6 protein-coding genes and 6 rRNA genes are annotated in these 18,299 nt (G+C 58.4%); 8 read left to right on the forward strand and 4 right to left on the reverse strand.

The features are described 5' to 3' along the window. Window positions 1-105: 105 nt before the first annotated feature. The 5 genes from JOE60_RS00750 (at window position 106) to JOE60_RS00770 (ending at window position 8,983) form a co-directional block, all read left to right on the forward strand. Window positions 106-1,614 (forward strand): DHA2 family efflux MFS transporter permease subunit, encoded by a 1,509-nt coding sequence (locus JOE60_RS00750; protein WP_167268383.1) that lies wholly within the window; start codon window positions 106-108, stop codon window positions 1,612-1,614. A gap of 705 nt (window positions 1,615-2,319) precedes the next feature. Continuing rightward, window positions 2,320-3,841 (forward strand): 16S ribosomal RNA (locus JOE60_RS00755). A gap of 517 nt (window positions 3,842-4,358) precedes the next feature. Beyond that, window positions 4,359-7,498: ribosomal RNA gene (locus tag JOE60_RS00760) — 23S ribosomal RNA — on the forward strand. A 152-nt stretch (window positions 7,499-7,650) separates the two neighbouring features. Continuing rightward, window positions 7,651-7,767 (forward strand): 5S ribosomal RNA (gene rrf / locus JOE60_RS00765). The 16S, 23S and 5S rRNA genes sit together here, the layout of an rRNA operon. 295 nt (window positions 7,768-8,062) lie before the next feature. Beyond that, window positions 8,063-8,983, forward strand: coding sequence for a patatin-like phospholipase family protein (locus JOE60_RS00770; RefSeq protein ID WP_167269722.1), 921 nt, complete (start codon window positions 8,063-8,065; stop codon window positions 8,981-8,983). Between the two features lie 3 nt (window positions 8,984-8,986). Here JOE60_RS00770 and JOE60_RS00775 read toward each other — a convergent pair whose 3' ends face one another. Beyond that, a complete protein-coding gene (locus JOE60_RS00775; protein ID WP_167269720.1) occupies window positions 8,987-9,580 on the reverse strand; it encodes an HhH-GPD-type base excision DNA repair protein in 594 nt (197 codons plus the stop codon). A gap of 435 nt (window positions 9,581-10,015) precedes the next feature. On the opposite strand from JOE60_RS00775, the gene JOE60_RS00780 reads away from it, so the two are divergent. The 3 genes from JOE60_RS00780 to rrf (JOE60_RS00790) all read left to right on the forward strand — a co-directional run bounded on the left by JOE60_RS00780 (window position 10,016) and on the right by rrf (JOE60_RS00790) (window position 15,466). Then, a 16S ribosomal RNA gene (locus tag JOE60_RS00780) occupies window positions 10,016-11,537 on the forward strand. Between the two features lie 517 nt (window positions 11,538-12,054). Continuing rightward, window positions 12,055-15,194, forward strand: a 23S ribosomal RNA gene (locus JOE60_RS00785). 155 nt (window positions 15,195-15,349) lie between these two features. After that, window positions 15,350-15,466: ribosomal RNA gene (rrf, locus tag JOE60_RS00790) — 5S ribosomal RNA — on the forward strand. Between the two features lie 105 nt (window positions 15,467-15,571). On the opposite strand, the gene JOE60_RS00795 is transcribed toward rrf (JOE60_RS00790), so the two are convergent. The 3 genes from JOE60_RS00795 to JOE60_RS00805 form a co-directional block, all read right to left on the reverse strand. Then, window positions 15,572-16,405 (reverse strand): alpha/beta fold hydrolase, encoded by an 834-nt coding sequence (locus tag JOE60_RS00795; protein WP_167269298.1) that lies wholly within the window; start codon window positions 16,403-16,405, stop codon window positions 15,572-15,574. A gap of 63 nt (window positions 16,406-16,468) precedes the next feature. Continuing rightward, window positions 16,469-17,323 (reverse strand): alpha/beta fold hydrolase, encoded by an 855-nt coding sequence (locus JOE60_RS00800; RefSeq protein WP_167269296.1) that lies wholly within the window; start codon window positions 17,321-17,323, stop codon window positions 16,469-16,471. Between the two features lie 9 nt (window positions 17,324-17,332). Continuing rightward, window positions 17,333-18,229: an alpha/beta fold hydrolase gene (locus tag JOE60_RS00805; RefSeq protein WP_167269294.1), complete on the reverse strand. Its 897-nt coding sequence runs from the start codon at window positions 18,227-18,229 to the stop codon at window positions 17,333-17,335. Window positions 18,230-18,299: the final 70 nt, after the last annotated feature.

Raw genomic sequence — 18,299 nt, forward strand, 5'->3', positions numbered from 1 at the left:
TGTTTGGTTTTTTCTGCTGACGGGAATGAGGCGCGGGTCTAGACTGTTCTAGTCTTCACCGGCAAGATCCGCCGGACACAAAAACCAAGCCTTTGAGGAATCCTCATGTCTACCGACGTCACTTCCGACGCCAACGGCAAACCCGGAACCGGGACTTCAGTTGCGGGTGCCGCCACGTCCGGACCCGCAGCACCGCAGCAGGGACCGGAGTCGCAAGCGCCGACGTCGGGAAAAATGTCCCGCGAGTCCGTCACCGTGATCATCACCCTGTTGGTGGCCACCTTCGTGGTGATCCTGAACGAGACCATCATGAACGTTGCCTTGCAGCGGCTGATGGTGGATCTCCAGGTGAGTGCTTCCACCGTTCAGTGGCTGGCCACGGGCTTCATGCTGACCATGGCAGTGGTCATCCCCACCACCGGTTTCATCCTGCAACGGATGAGTACCCGCGGTGCCTTCATGCTGGCCATGGGGTTGTTCTCCGGCGGTACCCTGCTGGCCGCCTTGGCGCCTGGGTTCCTTGTGCTGTTGCTGGCCAGGATCGTGCAGGCCGGTGGAACGGCCATCATGCTGCCGCTGCTGATGACCACCATCCTCACGCTGGTGCCCATGTCCAAGCGTGGTGCCGTGATGGGCAACGTCAGCATTGCCATTTCGGTGGCGCCGGCCATGGGGCCCACGGTTTCGGGGATCATCCTGGATAACTTCTCGTGGCGTTTCATGTTTGTGTTCGTGCTCCCGGTCGCTGTGGCAGCCTTTGCGATCGGCGCCAAGTACCTCACCAACGTGGGTGAGCGTGAGAAGACCACCCTGGATGTGGGCTCCGTGATCCTGACTGTTCCCGCTTTCGGTGGCTTGGTGTACGGACTCAGCCAGATCGGTGGTGCCGATGCCGGCATAGTGCCGGTGATCGCATTGGTGGTTGGCGTCCTGTGCCTTGCGCTGTTTGTTGTCCGCCAGCTGAAACTGCAGAAGTCCGATGCCCCGCTCCTGGACCTGCGCGCTTTCAAATTCCGCATGTTCACCGTTTCCACGCTGCTCATGGTGGTGGCCATGATGGCACTGTTTGGCGGCGTGATCCTTCTTCCGCTGTACCTCCAGAACACCCTGCACCTGGAGCCGCTGCAGACCGGGTTGGCTCTTCTTCCGGGTGGCCTGGCCATGGGCCTGCTGGGTCCGGTCATCGGACGGATCTTCGACAAAGTTGGTCCCTTGCCGTTGACGGTCACCGGCTCGGTCCTCATGGTCCTGACCTTGTGGCAGTTCTCGCGGTTGGATGAGGGCAGCGCGCTGGGGTGGGTGATCGCTCTTCACGTCGCCCTGAGCGTTGGCTTGGCGTTGCTGTTCACTCCGGCCTTCACCACTGGCTTGAATCCGCTGCCGCCGCACTTGTACTCCCACGGCTCGGCCATCATCAGTACCGCGCAGCAGGTTTCCGGTGCCGCCGGTACCGCCCTGTTGGTTTCCATCTATGCCGTGGTGTCCGCAGCCTCCGGACAGGTTGCCGGTATGCAGTCCGCGTTCATGGCGGCAACGGTCATTGCCGTAGCTGCGGTGGTCCTGGGCGCCATGATGCGCAAGACCGAGGGCGCCGGCGGCCACGGCGGCCACTGACCCACACCCCGACTGAACCTGAAGCGCTCCTCCACACACGTGGGGGAGCGCTTCTGCGTTCCTCTCTCACTTCCCGCGGGGTTCCGGGGGTTCCTCTCTCACTTCCCGCGGGGTTTCTGGGGGTTGCTCTCTCACGTTGTGTTGGTTTGTAGTGGTGGTCGACGGCGGCGGGTTGGGTGGTGTGATGGGGTTCACGGGTGGTGGTTGTGGGGTTTTGGGGGTGTTTTGGTGGGTGGGTGGTGGTGTTTGGCTTGTGTTTGCGGGGTTTTTGGGTGGTGTTGGGGTGGATTTGGTGGGTGGCTGGTGCGCGTGTAAAGTTATTCGAGTTGCCGCCGCTGTTGCGGGGAAATGGTGACAGACTCCCTTTCAAATTGCCGGTTTCGGTGGTGCTTTTGTGTGCTGCTGGGTGGTGTGGGGCCCCGGGTTCTGGTTTGCTTTGTGCGGCTGGTTCGGGTAAGTTTGAAAAGTTGCTCCGGAGCGATCTTGGACCCTGTTGGGTGTGGGTGGTGCCGGTTAGTGTCTGTTGTTTGAGAACTCAATAGTGTGCCAAGTTTGTTGATACCGATTGTTTTATTGATTGGTTGAAATTATGGCTGGATCATTGCGCACCCCCGTGTGTGGTGGTCTGGTTTTCAGCTGGTTTCGAATTTTGTGCAGCCGCGTTTTGCCGTTATTTCCGGTGGGTGTGGTTGTGTCTGTTATTTTTCAACGGAGAGTTTGATCCTGGCTCAGGATGAACGCTGGCGGCGTGCTTAACACATGCAAGTCGAACGATGATCCCAGCTTGCTGGGGGATTAGTGGCGAACGGGTGAGTAACACGTGAGTAACCTGCCCTTGACTCTGGGATAAGCCTGGGAAACTGGGTCTAATACCGGATACGACCATCTGGCGCATGTCATGGTGGTGGAAAGCTTTTGTGGTTTTGGATGGACTCGCGGCCTATCAGCTTGTTGGTGGGGTAATGGCCTACCAAGGCGACGACGGGTAGCCGGCCTGAGAGGGTGACCGGCCACACTGGGACTGAGACACGGCCCAGACTCCTACGGGAGGCAGCAGTGGGGAATATTGCACAATGGGCGCAAGCCTGATGCAGCGACGCCGCGTGAGGGATGACGGCCTTCGGGTTGTAAACCTCTTTCAGTAGGGAAGAAGCCGTAAGGTGACGGTACCTGCAGAAGAAGCGCCGGCTAACTACGTGCCAGCAGCCGCGGTAATACGTAGGGCGCAAGCGTTATCCGGAATTATTGGGCGTAAAGAGCTCGTAGGCGGTTTGTCGCGTCTGCTGTGAAAGACCGGGGCTCAACTCCGGTTCTGCAGTGGGTACGGGCAGACTAGAGTGCAGTAGGGGAGACTGGAATTCCTGGTGTAGCGGTGAAATGCGCAGATATCAGGAGGAACACCGATGGCGAAGGCAGGTCTCTGGGCTGTAACTGACGCTGAGGAGCGAAAGCATGGGGAGCGAACAGGATTAGATACCCTGGTAGTCCATGCCGTAAACGTTGGGCACTAGGTGTGGGGGACATTCCACGTTTTCCGCGCCGTAGCTAACGCATTAAGTGCCCCGCCTGGGGAGTACGGCCGCAAGGCTAAAACTCAAAGGAATTGACGGGGGCCCGCACAAGCGGCGGAGCATGCGGATTAATTCGATGCAACGCGAAGAACCTTACCAAGGCTTGACATGAACCGGTAATACCTGGAAACAGGTGCCCCGCTTGCGGTCGGTTTACAGGTGGTGCATGGTTGTCGTCAGCTCGTGTCGTGAGATGTTGGGTTAAGTCCCGCAACGAGCGCAACCCTCGTTCTATGTTGCCAGCGGTTCGGCCGGGGACTCATAGGAGACTGCCGGGGTCAACTCGGAGGAAGGTGGGGACGACGTCAAATCATCATGCCCCTTATGTCTTGGGCTTCACGCATGCTACAATGGCCGGTACAAAGGGTTGCGATACTGTGAGGTGGAGCTAATCCCAAAAAGCCGGTCTCAGTTCGGATTGGGGTCTGCAACTCGACCCCATGAAGTCGGAGTCGCTAGTAATCGCAGATCAGCAACGCTGCGGTGAATACGTTCCCGGGCCTTGTACACACCGCCCGTCAAGTCACGAAAGTTGGTAACACCCGAAGCCGGTGGCCTAACCCTTGTGGGGGGAGCCGTCGAAGGTGGGACCGGCGATTGGGACTAAGTCGTAACAAGGTAGCCGTACCGGAAGGTGCGGCTGGATCACCTCCTTTCTAAGGAGCTGCTAGCAACTGGTTGCTGTGCCTGTATGGGTGTGGTGGTGGTTGTCAGTGTTGCCCATTGCGCAGGCGTCTGTTCTGCGGTGGGTGCTCATGGGTGGAATATCAACGAATCATTTTTTTGGCATGGTCTTCTGTGCTGTGTCCTGGTGTGAGTACGGCAACGTGCGTCTTCCTTTGTGGGGGGTGTGGTGTTGTTGGGAAAGCGTTCCGGGGTGTGGTGTGTGGGGGTTGTGTTTGGCGCACTGTTGGGGTTCTGAGGCAACAGGACCTTGTGCAGCAATGCATGGGACGGTTGTTTCTGTGTTTCCTGCTTCTGGTTCTGTTCTTGCACGTGTGTGTGGGGGTGGTCTGGTTGATGGGGTTGTTGTTTGAGAACTACATAGTGGACGCGAGCATCTAAGAACACACATGCCTGTGGTGTGGGTGTTCTTATACAGCAATTTCTTATGAATGAACCCTGGGCCCAAGTGGCTCGTGGTTCTCTCGAGTAAGTTTTTGATCTTTGTGTGGTCAAGTTTTTAAGGGCACACGGTGGATGCCTTGGCATTAGGAGCCGAAGAAGGACGTAGGAATCTGCGATAAGCCTGGGGGAGTTGATAACCGAGCGTTGATCCCAGGATGTCCGAATGGGGAAACCCCGCACAACGCTGCAAGGTGATTGTGTGACCCGCATCTGAACACATAGGGTGCGTGGGGGGAACGCGGGGAAGTGAAACATCTCAGTACCCGCAGGAAGAGAAAACAATAGTGATTCCGTTAGTAGTGGCGAGCGAACGCGGATCAGGCTAAACCGTTTCATGTGTGATAGCCGGCGGGCGTTGCATGGGCGGGGTTGTGGGACTTTCCGTTCTGGTTCTGCCGGACCAGTGAGGTGATGTGCGTGCATAGGTGAACGGTCTTGAAAGGCCGGCCAGAGAGGGTGTGAGCCCCGTAACCGTAATGTTGTGTGCAGCCTGGAGAGTATCCCAAGTAGCACGGGGCCCGAGAAATCCCGTGCGAATCTGTCAGGACCACCTGATAAGCCTAAATACTTCCTAATGACCGATAGCGGACCAGTACCGTGAGGGAAAGGTGAAAAGTACCCCGGGAGGGGAGTGAAACAGTACCTGAAACCGTGTGCTTACAATCCGTCGGAGCAGTCTTGGTTACTGTGACGGCGTGCCTTTTGAAGAATGAGCCTGCGAGTTAGTGTTACGTCGCGAGGTTAACCCGTGTGGGGTAGCCGTAGCGAAAGCGAGTCTGAATAGGGCGAGTGTAGTGGCGTGATCTAGACCCGAAGCGGAGTGATCTACCCATGGCCAGGTTGAAGCGACGGTAAGACGTCGTGGAGGACCGAACCCACTTCAGTTGAAAATGGAGGGGATGAGCTGTGGGTAGGGGTGAAAGGCCAATCAAACTCCGTGATAGCTGGTTCTCCCCGAAATGCATTTAGGTGCAGCGTTGCGTGTTTCTTGCCGGAGGTAGAGCTACTGGATGGCCGATGGGCCCTACAAGGTTACTGACGTCAGCCAAACTCCGAATGCCGGTAAGTCAGAGCGCAGCAGTGAGACTGTGGGGGATAAGCTTCATAGTCGAGAGGGAAACAGCCCAGACCACCAACTAAGGCCCCTAAGCGTGTGCTAAGTGGGAAAGGATGTGGAGTTGCGAAGACAACCAGGAGGTTGGCTTAGAAGCAGCCATCCTTGAAAGAGTGCGTAATAGCTCACTGGTCAAGTGATTCCGCGCCGACAATGTAGCGGGGCTCAAGTACACCGCCGAAGTTGTGGATTTCACACAGTACCCTAGCCTTCGTGGTTCAGGGGTGTGGAGTGGTAGGGGAGCGTCGTGTGGGCAGTGAAGTCGCGGTGGAAACCAGCGGTGGAGCCTACACGAGTGAGAATGCAGGCATGAGTAGCGAAAGACGGGTGAGAAACCCGTCCGCCGAATGATCAAGGGTTCCAGGGTCAAGCTAATCTGCCCTGGGTAAGTCGGGACCTAAGGCGAGGCCGACAGGCGTAGTCGATGGACAACGGGTTGATATTCCCGTACCGGCGAAGAACCGCCCATGCCAAGCGGGGGATACTAACCGCCCGGAGCCTGCCCTAGCACCCTTGTGGTGTGTGGGTTTTGGCCGAGCGCGGGACCTGATCCCGGGAGGTAAGCGTATTAACAGGTGTGACGCAGGAAGGTAGCCGGGCCGGGCGATGGTTGCCCCGGTCTAAGGATGTAGGGTCAGGGATAGGCAAATCCGTTCCTGTGTGCTTCGAGCACGATCCTGAGATCTGATGGGACTCCCGTAAGGGGGGATCCGGTGATCCTATGCTGCCGAGAAAAGCATCGACGCGAGGTTCTAGCTGCCCGTACCCCAAACCGACACAGGTGATCAGGTAGAGAATACCAAGGCGATCGAGAGAATTATGGTTAAGGAACTCGGCAAAATGCCCCCGTAACTTCGGGAGAAGGGGGGCCTGCCCCGTGATACAGACTTGCTCTGTGGAGCGGGTGTGGGCCGCAGAGACCAGGGGGAAGCGACTGTTTACTAAAAACACAGGTCCGTGCGAAGTCGCAAGACGATGTATACGGACTGACTCCTGCCCGGTGCTGGAAGGTTAAGAGGACCGGTTAGCCCTTACGGGCGAAGCTGAGAATTTAAGCCCCAGTAAACGGCGGTGGTAACTATAACCATCCTAAGGTAGCGAAATTCCTTGTCGGGTAAGTTCCGACCTGCACGAATGGAGTAACGACTTCCCCGCTGTCTCAACCATAAACTCGGCGAAATTGCAGTACGAGTAAAGATGCTCGTTACGCGCAGCAGGACGGAAAGACCCCGAGACCTTTACTATAGTTTGGTATTGGTGTTCGGAGTGGCTTGTGTAGGATAGGTGGGAGACGTTGAAACCCGGACGCCAGTTCGGGTGGAGTCATCGTTGAAATACCACTCTGGTCACTTTGGACATCTAACTTCGGCCCGTGATCCGGGTCAGGGACAGTGCCTGATGGGTAGTTTAACTGGGGCGGTTGCCTCCTAAAAAGTAACGGAGGCGCCCAAAGGTTCCCTCAGCCTGGTTGGCAATCAGGTGTCGAGTGTAAGTGCACAAGGGAGCTTGACTGTGAGAGAGACATCTCAAGCAGGGACGAAAGTCGGGACTAGTGATCCGGCGGTACATTGTGGAATGGCCGTCGCTCAACGGATAAAAGGTACCTCGGGGATAACAGGCTGATCTTGCCCAAGAGTCCATATCGACGGCATGGTTTGGCACCTCGATGTCGGCTCGTCGCATCCTGGGGCTGGAGTAGGTCCCAAGGGTTGGGCTGTTCGCCCATTAAAGCGGTACGCGAGCTGGGTTTAGAACGTCGTGAGACAGTTCGGTCCCTATCCGCTGCGCGCGCAGGAAATTTGAGAAGGGCTGTCCTTAGTACGAGAGGACCGGGACGGACGAACCTCTGGTGTGTCAGTTGTACTGCCAAGTGCATCGCTGATTAGCTACGTTCGGATGGGATAACCGCTGAAAGCATCTAAGCGGGAAGCTCGCTTCAAGATGAGATTTCCATACACAATTTGTGTGAGAGGCCCCCAGCCAGACCACTGGGTTGATAGGCCGGATGTGGAAGCGAGGACTAAAGACTCGTGAAGCTGACCGGTACTAATAGGCCAACAACTTACACCACACACAAAAAACACTGCACGCGTCCACTATGTGGTTCCCGAACAACAACCGTTCACAGGAACCAACAAACAACTACATAACAACCAAGCACCACAGTTGTAACCCAAGATTTCCCACCCACCCCCACCACGGGGGCGGGACGGGTAACAGAGTTACGGCGGTCATAGCGTGGGGGAAACGCCCGGTCCCATTCCGAACCCGGAAGCTAAGACCCACAGCGCCGATGGTACTGCACCCGGGAGGGTGTGGGAGAGTAGGACACCGCCGGACAACCATTCACGAGAAGGCCCCGAACCACCCGGTTCGGGGCCTTCCGCACTTAACCACCAAAAACAAGCGGCCCCACCGAGGGGCCACACGTGGTTAACAACACTTATGGCTCCTCCCTGCCCAGGGTGCTACATTTTCACTGATCGTGATTCGAGCAACAGGAGGTGAGACCCATGGACGCAGTATCCACAGTGGGCGCTCCAATGTTGTCCACGATCTTGCGGCCGGCACCATAGCAGTGTTGGATTAGTCGCCACCGGGAGCGCCATGGCACGCATATGCGAAAGGCACTCCCATGAATGCACAGTCTTCATTTCTTTCCCCTTCACGCCGCAGGGCTCTGGTCCTGGGCGGCGGAGGTTCCACCGGTAACGCCTGGCTGATCGGTGTTTTGGCTGGCCTGAGCGAGGCCGGGGTCAATCCAACGGTGGCGGACCTCATCGTTGGTACGTCCGCTGGTTCAACGGCGGCGGCGCAGATTGCTTCGGCTTCGCCGCGTGAGCTTTTGGCTGCCGCGCTGGTTCCCGTTCCTGCCCCGCAAAGGCGGAGTCCGTCGTCGGATGCTGTGGCGAAGGGTGGGGCCAACCCCGTGGAGGATCATCTCCAAAGGATCCGCGGCATCATCGCTTCCTCGACGGACCTGGTTGATATGCGCCGACGCATGGGCGGGGCGGCACTGCATGTTGCCGCTACATCGGACGATTCGTGGCAGGAGCACTGGCGCCGCACGGTGGCGATGCGTCTTCCAGCATTGGGATGGCCTGAGCAGTCTCTGGCGATCACGGCTGTAGAGGCAGAGAATGGCACGCCAGTGGTGTTTGACCGTCACAGTGGGGTTGAGCTTGTGGACGCTGTTGCCGCCAGCTGCTCGAGCGGGCGGCCGTACAGAATCCGGGATGAGTACTACATCGACGGTGGTTACCGGACCAATGCCGACAATGCAGATCTGGCATCCGGCTATGGGCGGGTGCTCATCCTGTCTCCGTTCGGTGGCCAGTCACTGCTGCCGGCCGGGTGGGGTGCCCACCTGGACGAGCAGATGCGCGAGCTACGGAAGAGCGGTAGCCGGGTGGAGGCAGTCTTCCCGGACAGCGGATCGGCGCACTTGTTCGGAGCCAATGCCATGAATCCCACCTTGCGCCCTCCGGCCGCCCAAGCGGGATACGAACGTGGCCTCGCAGCAGCAAGTACGGTGAATGCCCTATGGGGTGACTGAACGTCAGTTAGTTGGGTTCTTGGCGGCCTTTGCCGCTGCCTTCGCTGCTTGTTTGCTCGCCCGGACCTTAACGAGGGAATCAGCATCAACGATGTCCGCCACGGAAAGGTATGAGTCTTGGTCCCCGTAGTGGCCGGCCGCTTCACGCCACCCCTCGGCCTGCAGGCCGCACTGCTTCCCCAGGAGGGCCAGGAAGATCCTCGCTTTCTGCTCGCCGAAGCCCGGGAGTGACTTCAAACGATTGAGTACCTCCGGCCCATCGGGATTCCCTTGGGTCCAGATGGCGGAGGCCTTGCCGTCCCAGTGGTGCTGCACGGTTTCGGCCAGGGCCTGGACCCGTCCGGCCATGGATCCGGGGAAGCGGTGAACGGCCGGGCGTTGCTTGAAGACTTCGACGAAGCCTGCGGGGTCGTACTCCGCGATGGTTGCTGGATCGATGGAGCCAAGGCGGGACCTGATCTTCTCTGGACCGGCGAAGGCTGACTCCATGGTCACCTGCTGGTCCAGCAGCATGCCGGTCAGCAGCGCAAAAGCGTCGTCGCTAAGGAGTTGGTCCGCGGCGGGATCGCCGGTGATGTGGAGTTCCATGCTGTCCATCCTCCCACCCCAGGCGGCGCCCGTCATGGACTTGTCTGGCCGTTGTGGACAGGGGCTTGGGGGTGATGTGGGGGTGGATTTGCGTTGGGGGTTGGGGGCGTGTATTGTTTTCTGAGTCGCCGGGTGCGAAACGGAAAGCCGGAAGGTGTGTACGGTTCGGTAGGCGGCCAAAAATAACTCTTCTTTTCCAATGGCCCTGTTGTGGTGCGCTGCTTTGTGTGGTGTTTCCTGGGGTGATGTTTTGGGGGGTCTGTTGTTTGAGAACTCAATAGTGTGCCAAGTTTGTTGATACCGATTGTTTTATTGATTGGTTGAAATTATGGCTGGATCATTGCGCACCCCCGTGTGTGGTGGTCTGGTTTTCAGCTGGTTTCGAATTTTGTGCAGCCGCGTTTTGCCGTTATTTCCGGTGGGTGTGGTTGTGTCTGTTATTTTTCAACGGAGAGTTTGATCCTGGCTCAGGATGAACGCTGGCGGCGTGCTTAACACATGCAAGTCGAACGATGATCCCAGCTTGCTGGGGGATTAGTGGCGAACGGGTGAGTAACACGTGAGTAACCTGCCCTTGACTCTGGGATAAGCCTGGGAAACTGGGTCTAATACCGGATACGACCATCTGGCGCATGTCATGGTGGTGGAAAGCTTTTGTGGTTTTGGATGGACTCGCGGCCTATCAGCTTGTTGGTGGGGTAATGGCCTACCAAGGCGACGACGGGTAGCCGGCCTGAGAGGGTGACCGGCCACACTGGGACTGAGACACGGCCCAGACTCCTACGGGAGGCAGCAGTGGGGAATATTGCACAATGGGCGCAAGCCTGATGCAGCGACGCCGCGTGAGGGATGACGGCCTTCGGGTTGTAAACCTCTTTCAGTAGGGAAGAAGCCGTAAGGTGACGGTACCTGCAGAAGAAGCGCCGGCTAACTACGTGCCAGCAGCCGCGGTAATACGTAGGGCGCAAGCGTTATCCGGAATTATTGGGCGTAAAGAGCTCGTAGGCGGTTTGTCGCGTCTGCTGTGAAAGACCGGGGCTCAACTCCGGTTCTGCAGTGGGTACGGGCAGACTAGAGTGCAGTAGGGGAGACTGGAATTCCTGGTGTAGCGGTGAAATGCGCAGATATCAGGAGGAACACCGATGGCGAAGGCAGGTCTCTGGGCTGTAACTGACGCTGAGGAGCGAAAGCATGGGGAGCGAACAGGATTAGATACCCTGGTAGTCCATGCCGTAAACGTTGGGCACTAGGTGTGGGGGACATTCCACGTTTTCCGCGCCGTAGCTAACGCATTAAGTGCCCCGCCTGGGGAGTACGGCCGCAAGGCTAAAACTCAAAGGAATTGACGGGGGCCCGCACAAGCGGCGGAGCATGCGGATTAATTCGATGCAACGCGAAGAACCTTACCAAGGCTTGACATGAACCGGTAATACCTGGAAACAGGTGCCCCGCTTGCGGTCGGTTTACAGGTGGTGCATGGTTGTCGTCAGCTCGTGTCGTGAGATGTTGGGTTAAGTCCCGCAACGAGCGCAACCCTCGTTCTATGTTGCCAGCGGTTCGGCCGGGGACTCATAGGAGACTGCCGGGGTCAACTCGGAGGAAGGTGGGGACGACGTCAAATCATCATGCCCCTTATGTCTTGGGCTTCACGCATGCTACAATGGCCGGTACAAAGGGTTGCGATACTGTGAGGTGGAGCTAATCCCAAAAAGCCGGTCTCAGTTCGGATTGGGGTCTGCAACTCGACCCCATGAAGTCGGAGTCGCTAGTAATCGCAGATCAGCAACGCTGCGGTGAATACGTTCCCGGGCCTTGTACACACCGCCCGTCAAGTCACGAAAGTTGGTAACACCCGAAGCCGGTGGCCTAACCCTTGTGGGGGGAGCCGTCGAAGGTGGGACCGGCGATTGGGACTAAGTCGTAACAAGGTAGCCGTACCGGAAGGTGCGGCTGGATCACCTCCTTTCTAAGGAGCTGCTAGCAACTGGTTGCTGTGCCTGTATGGGTGTGGTGGTGGTTGTCAGTGTTGCCCATTGCGCAGGCGTCTGTTCTGCGGTGGGTGCTCATGGGTGGAATATCAACGAATCATTTTTTTGGCATGGTCTTCTGTGCTGTGTCCTGGTGTGAGTACGGCAACGTGCGTCTTCCTTTGTGGGGGGTGTGGTGTTGTTGGGAAAGCGTTCCGGGGTGTGGTGTGTGGGGGTTGTGTTTGGCGCACTGTTGGGGTTCTGAGGCAACAGGACCTTGTGCAGCAATGCATGGGACGGTTGTTTCTGTGTTTCCTGCTTCTGGTTCTGTTCTTGCACGTGTGTGTGGGGGTGGTCTGGTTGATGGGGTTGTTGTTTGAGAACTACATAGTGGACGCGAGCATCTAAGAACACACATGCCTGTGGTGTGGGTGTTCTTATACAGCAATTTCTTATGAATGAACCCTGGGCCCAAGTGGCTCGTGGTTCTCTCGAGTAAGTTTTTGATCTTTGTGTGGTCAAGTTTTTAAGGGCACACGGTGGATGCCTTGGCATTAGGAGCCGAAGAAGGACGTAGGAATCTGCGATAAGCCTGGGGGAGTTGATAACCGAGCGTTGATCCCAGGATGTCCGAATGGGGAAACCCCGCACAACGCTGCAAGGTGATTGTGTGACCCGCATCTGAACACATAGGGTGCGTGGGGGGAACGCGGGGAAGTGAAACATCTCAGTACCCGCAGGAAGAGAAAACAATAGTGATTCCGTTAGTAGTGGCGAGCGAACGCGGATCAGGCTAAACCGTTTCATGTGTGATAGCCGGCGGGCGTTGCATGGGCGGGGTTGTGGGACTTTCCGTTCTGGTTCTGCCGGACCAGTGAGGTGATGTGCGTGCATAGGTGAACGGTCTTGAAAGGCCGGCCAGAGAGGGTGTGAGCCCCGTAACCGTAATGTTGTGTGCAGCCTGGAGAGTATCCCAAGTAGCACGGGGCCCGAGAAATCCCGTGCGAATCTGTCAGGACCACCTGATAAGCCTAAATACTTCCTAATGACCGATAGCGGACCAGTACCGTGAGGGAAAGGTGAAAAGTACCCCGGGAGGGGAGTGAAACAGTACCTGAAACCGTGTGCTTACAATCCGTCGGAGCAGTCTTGGTTACTGTGACGGCGTGCCTTTTGAAGAATGAGCCTGCGAGTTAGTGTTACGTCGCGAGGTTAACCCGTGTGGGGTAGCCGTAGCGAAAGCGAGTCTGAATAGGGCGAGTGTAGTGGCGTGATCTAGACCCGAAGCGGAGTGATCTACCCATGGCCAGGTTGAAGCGACGGTAAGACGTCGTGGAGGACCGAACCCACTTCAGTTGAAAATGGAGGGGATGAGCTGTGGGTAGGGGTGAAAGGCCAATCAAACTCCGTGATAGCTGGTTCTCCCCGAAATGCATTTAGGTGCAGCGTTGCGTGTTTCTTGCCGGAGGTAGAGCTACTGGATGGCCGATGGGCCCTACAAGGTTACTGACGTCAGCCAAACTCCGAATGCCGGTAAGTCAGAGCGCAGCAGTGAGACTGTGGGGGATAAGCTTCATAGTCGAGAGGGAAACAGCCCAGACCACCAACTAAGGCCCCTAAGCGTGTGCTAAGTGGGAAAGGATGTGGAGTTGCGAAGACAACCAGGAGGTTGGCTTAGAAGCAGCCATCCTTGAAAGAGTGCGTAATAGCTCACTGGTCAAGTGATTCCGCGCCGACAATGTAGCGGGGCTCAAGTACACCGCCGAAGTTGTGGATTTCACACAGTACCCTAGCCTTCGTGGTTCAGGGGTGTGGAGTGGTAGGGGAGCGTCGTGTGGGCAGTGAAGTCGCGGTGGAAACCAGCGGTGGAGCCTACACGAGTGAGAATGCAGGCATGAGTAGCGAAAGACGGGTGAGAAACCCGTCCGCCGAATGATCAAGGGTTCCAGGGTCAAGCTAATCTGCCCTGGGTAAGTCGGGACCTAAGGCGAGGCCGACAGGCGTAGTCGATGGACAACGGGTTGATATTCCCGTACCGGCGAAGAACCGCCCATGCCAAGCGGGGGATACTAACCGCCCGGAGCCTGCCCTAGCACCCTTGTGGTGTGTGGGTTTTGGCCGAGCGCGGGACCTGATCCCGGGAGGTAAGCGTATTAACAGGTGTGACGCAGGAAGGTAGCCGGGCCGGGCGATGGTTGCCCCGGTCTAAGGATGTAGGGTCAGGGATAGGCAAATCCGTTCCTGTGTGCTTCGAGCACGATCCTGAGATCTGATGGGACTCCCGTAAGGGGGGATCCGGTGATCCTATGCTGCCGAGAAAAGCATCGACGCGAGGTTCTAGCTGCCCGTACCCCAAACCGACACAGGTGATCAGGTAGAGAATACCAAGGCGATCGAGAGAATTATGGTTAAGGAACTCGGCAAAATGCCCCCGTAACTTCGGGAGAAGGGGGGCCTGCCCCGTGATACAGACTTGCTCTGTGGAGCGGGTGTGGGCCGCAGAGACCAGGGGGAAGCGACTGTTTACTAAAAACACAGGTCCGTGCGAAGTCGCAAGACGATGTATACGGACTGACTCCTGCCCGGTGCTGGAAGGTTAAGAGGACCGGTTAGCCCTTACGGGCGAAGCTGAGAATTTAAGCCCCAGTAAACGGCGGTGGTAACTATAACCATCCTAAGGTAGCGAAATTCCTTGTCGGGTAAGTTCCGACCTGCACGAATGGAGTAACGACTTCCCCGCTGTCTCAACCATAAACTCGGCGAAATTGCAGTACGAGTAAAGATGCTCGTTACGCGCAGCAGGACGGAAAGACCCCGAGACCTTTACTATAGTTTGGTATTGGTGTTCGGAGTGGCTTGTGTAGGATAGGTGGGAGACGTTGAAACCCGGACGCCAGTTCGGGTGGAGTCATCGTTGAAATACCACTCTGGTCACTTTGGACATCTAACTTCGGCCCGTGATCCGGGTCAGGGACAGTGCCTGATGGGTAGTTTAACTGGGGCGGTTGCCTCCTAAAAAGTAACGGAGGCGCCCAAAGGTTCCCTCAGCCTGGTTGGCAATCAGGTGTCGAGTGTAAGTGCACAAGGGAGCTTGACTGTGAGAGAGACATCTCAAGCAGGGACGAAAGTCGGGACTAGTGATCCGGCGGTACATTGTGGAATGGCCGTCGCTCAACGGATAAAAGGTACCTCGGGGATAACAGGCTGATCTTGCCCAAGAGTCCATATCGACGGCATGGTTTGGCACCTCGATGTCGGCTCGTCGCATCCTGGGGCTGGAGTAGGTCCCAAGGGTTGGGCTGTTCGCCCATTAAAGCGGTACGCGAGCTGGGTTTAGAACGTCGTGAGACAGTTCGGTCCCTATCCGCTGCGCGCGCAGGAAATTTGAGAAGGGCTGTCCTTAGTACGAGAGGACCGGGACGGACGAACCTCTGGTGTGTCAGTTGTACTGCCAAGTGCATCGCTGATTAGCTACGTTCGGATGGGATAACCGCTGAAAGCATCTAAGCGGGAAGCTCGCTTCAAGATGAGATTTCCATACACAATTTGTGTGAGAGGCCCCCAGCCAGACCACTGGGTTGATAGGCCGGATGTGGAAGCGAGGACTAAAGACTCGTGAAGCTGACCGGTACTAATAGGCCAACAACTTACACCACACACAAAAAACACTGCACGCGTCCACTATGTGGTTCCCGAACAACAACCGTTCACAGGAACCAACAAACAACTACATAACAACCAAGCACCACAGTTGTAACCCAAGATTTCCCACCCACCCCCACCACCACGGGGGCGGGACGGGTAACAGAGTTACGGCGGTCATAGCGTGGGGGAAACGCCCGGTCCCATTCCGAACCCGGAAGCTAAGACCCACAGCGCCGATGGTACTGCACCCGGGAGGGTGTGGGAGAGTAGGACACCGCCGGACAACCATTCACGAGAAGGCCCCGAACCACCCGGTTCGGGGCCTTCCGCACTTAACAACCAAAACCACAGGCGCCCAGCCCAGCCAAGCGCCCCCAGCCCCAAGGCCCTAGCCCGAGAAGAACTCCGACAGTTCAGCCACGAGCTTCTCCGGTGCCTTGATGGGCCCGTCATGCCCTTGTCCGGCAAGGATGGTGTAGCTGGAGCCTGACAGGACGTCGTGGATCTGCCCGCAGGCAACACCAAAGTAGGCCGGGCTCTTCTCGCCCACCACGATCAGCGTTTCCAAGGGCAGGTCCAGGAACGGCTCGGCCGGCATGTCGGCAGCAATGACTGCTTTGATCTCCCGCACGCCGCAGGTCATGAGCTCACGCATTTGTTTGCCCATTGGCGTGGCTGCGGTCAGCTTGGTGGCCAGGGTGAGCATGGACAGGGGCATGCGCCCGAAGGCGCCTTCCGTCTCCACTCCCTTGATCAGGACGGCGAGGGCGCGATCGTAGTCGCCTGCCGCCGTCGCGCGTTCGTATTCCGGCGCCCATTCGGCTTTGACGCTGTGGTTGACGGACACAGCGGGGTCGTACACGGCCAAGCGTTCCACCGGAAGTGTCCGCGCTGCGTGGAGTGCCACGGCGCCACCGAAGCTGTGTCCAAAGACGTCCGTGCTGGAGGTGTGTTTCATGACCGCGTCCAGGTCCTGGATGTCGGCTTCCAGCGTGTAGTCGTCGGCCTGCCGTGACGAGTCACCGCGTCCGCGACGGTTGAACGTGTGTACGGGCCTGCCCAGGGCTTCGCTCAATTTCTGGGCAAACCGGGTGTAATCCGAAGCGGTAACCATGGAGGCCGGAACAACTACTACGCCGGAGCCTGCCGAAGTCAGCTCACCACCGGTGGTGAATACTTCCAGGTGTCCGCCGTCTGGGGTCATGATGATGTCGCGCGTCATGTCACGAGCCTAACCGAGCCGCCTGAAAGCGGGCAGTATCCGGCAGGTTGTGTGCATAACAGGTCAGCTTTTGAAGTAGTCCGAGATGTCCGAGACGAGCTCATGGACTGCCGCGGGAACCGAGCCATGGAAGCCTTTGGGTGACACCTCGAGCGTGCTGCCCGGGACGGCCCTGTTCAGCCTGGCCGCAGCCACCTTGTAGAACTGCGGGCTCTTCTTGCCCACCACGAAGTGCGTGGTGGGCGGCAGGACTGAGAAGTCCCGCGGGGTCTCGGACTCGTCGAAGGCTGCTTTGAGTTCCCCCACGCCGGTGGGCAGCAAGCCGCGGAAGACCTTGTTGACCGAGGTTCGGGACACCACGGCCATGAGCCCGGCCAGAATGGGTTCGGGCACTCGGGCCAGCGCTGTGCCGGCCTCCATGCCGCGCTTCATCTTGGCCATGGCCCGGTTGATGTCACCGGCGTTGACGGAGTCCTCGAACCCCTTGATCCACCCGGTATCCATGCTGCCGTCAATATTCACCGCGGCGTCGTAGACGGCCAGTTTGTCCGGCTGGTGCGAGCTGCCCACGAATTCCTGCGCGGCATTGAGGGCCACTGAACCGCCCAGGCTGTGTCCCAGGATGTTCCTGGCCCCGGTGGCATCCATCACCGTTTTGACGTCCCCGATTTCGGTGGCCATGGAGTAGTTGGACGGCTGCTCGCTGGACTTGCCCCGGCCGCGCCTGTCGTAGACGTCCACAGCCCAGCCGTCGCCCAGGCCCTTGGCGAAGGCGATGGAGAAGGGACGGTAGATGAGGGCGGTCAGGAACGCTCCGCCGATCAGCACCACCCGCCGTTCACCGGGTGCGTTCTCGGTGCCGTAGCTGTACAAGGCGAGTTTGCCGCCGTCGTGCGTCTCTAATTCCCGTTCCCTCACCGGAACATCCTAGGGCGATACGGTCCGCTCGCCGGAAAACTGTGTCTCTGAGAGGAATCGCGCCATGCGCGCCGCGAGCCGGCGGCCGGGCCGCAACGGCCCCTCATGGAACTGCAGGGGAACAATGGCGAACTCGATTGCGGGCACCGCTCCGGCCAGGAGCCTTCCGGTTTCGGCAAAATAGGACGGGCTCCAGCCGCCGCTAAGCATCAGGGTGGGGGTGGTCAACGTCATGAAGTCGTCCAGTGTGCCGTCGGCGTCCAGCACAGCCCGCATCTCGGTGACCGCGGTTGGCAGCAGGGACCGCATTTCCAGCCCAAGGCGGGTCCGGGCGGAGATGACGCTGATGGTCCGGAGTGCTCCCATGGGCAAATAGGAGATGGGGCCGGCTGTGCCCAGGCCCTGCACCAGGTGGGCCCAGGCGTGGTCGAGCTGGCCGGCCGTGACGGCTTGTTCGAGTTCGGGCCGCCACCGGCTGCTGAGGTTGCCGCCCAGGGAGACTGCGGCGTCGTAGGTGACCAGGCGGTTGATGGGGATGCGCCGCGCGGCCTGCAGCGCCACGAACCCGCCGTAGCTGTGGGCGACGACGTCCACTGCGCCCGTCTTCTCCATGACCATTTGCAGGTCGGAAATTTCGGTTTCCACGGAGTAGTCCGCGGGCTGCGGGGCAGAATGGCCGCGGCCGCGGCGGTTATAGGCGTGCACCGGCCGCCCCAGCATGAAGCTGAGGGTGCGGGCAAAGGGCCAGTACAGCGAATCGGTCACCAAGGTGCCATGGATGAGTACGACGCCGGACGGTTCAGCGGGTGCCTTCAGTCCCGGAACGGAGGCGCCGGCTCCGGACCGGAAGGTGTGCACCTCAAGGTGGCCGCCGCCGTCGTTCGTCTCAACCGTCCATGTCTCCACAGCCCGAGTCTATGCTCTGGGCAGGCTGCGGAGCCCCGGAAGTGAAGGCCGGCAATCAACGGTAAACTTA

The sequence above is a fragment of the Paenarthrobacter ilicis genome, assembly GCF_016907545.1.
Taxonomy (GTDB): Bacteria; Actinomycetota; Actinomycetes; order Actinomycetales; family Micrococcaceae; genus Arthrobacter; species Arthrobacter ilicis.